This is a genomic window from Bacillus sp. MT94 (assembly GCF_058792475.1).
Genome location: NZ_JBXAEZ010000024.1, coordinates 1 through 641, shown reverse-complemented (window position 1 = coordinate 641; position 641 = coordinate 1). Strand labels below are relative to the sequence as shown.

Annotated in this window: 1 protein-coding gene; it reads left to right on the top strand. The window is 40.2% G+C overall.

The annotated features are described in order from the left end of the window. Positions 1 to 519: Gly-Xaa-Xaa repeat protein (locus AC1Q51_RS27795; RefSeq protein ID WP_492331865.1), on the top strand; the 519-nt coding region annotated here is incomplete at its 5' end. Positions 520 to 641 lie beyond the last annotated feature (122 nt).

The following is a 641-nucleotide window of genomic DNA, read 5'->3' as shown; positions in this document are numbered from 1 at the left end:
GGACCTCAAGGTGTTCAAGGTAACACAGGTGCTACCGGTGCCACTGGCGCTACTGGTATAGGAGTTACCGGACCTACTGGACCTTCTGGTGGACCTACCGGACCTACTGGGCCAACTGGACCTAGCTTCCCTATAGCAACAATTGTTGTAACAAACAATATTCAGCAAACAGTACTGCAATTTAATAACTTTATTTTTAGTACTGCAATTAACGTAAACAATATTATCTTCAACGGCACAGATACAGTTACTGTTATTAACGGTGGTATTTATGTAATTAGCGTATCCATTTCTACAACTGCGCCAGGATGCGCTCCACTCGGAGTAGGAATTTCAATTAATGGAGCAGTCGCAACTGATAATTTCTCTTCAAATTTAATAGGCGACTCACTTTCATTTACTACAATCGAAACATTAGCAGCTGGTGCAAGAATTTCTGTTCAATCTACTCTTAATGAGATTACGATCCCTGCGACAGGAAATACTAACATCCGCCTTACTGTATTTAGAATCGCTTAAATTTCATCATAGATTGTTTATGACAAATAAAAAAAGAGCGAGGAAACTGAAGTGACCCCTAAAAGTTAGACACGGTTATTTCATTAGGCAGCTTGATAAAAGTGAGTCCGGTATTGTACCGG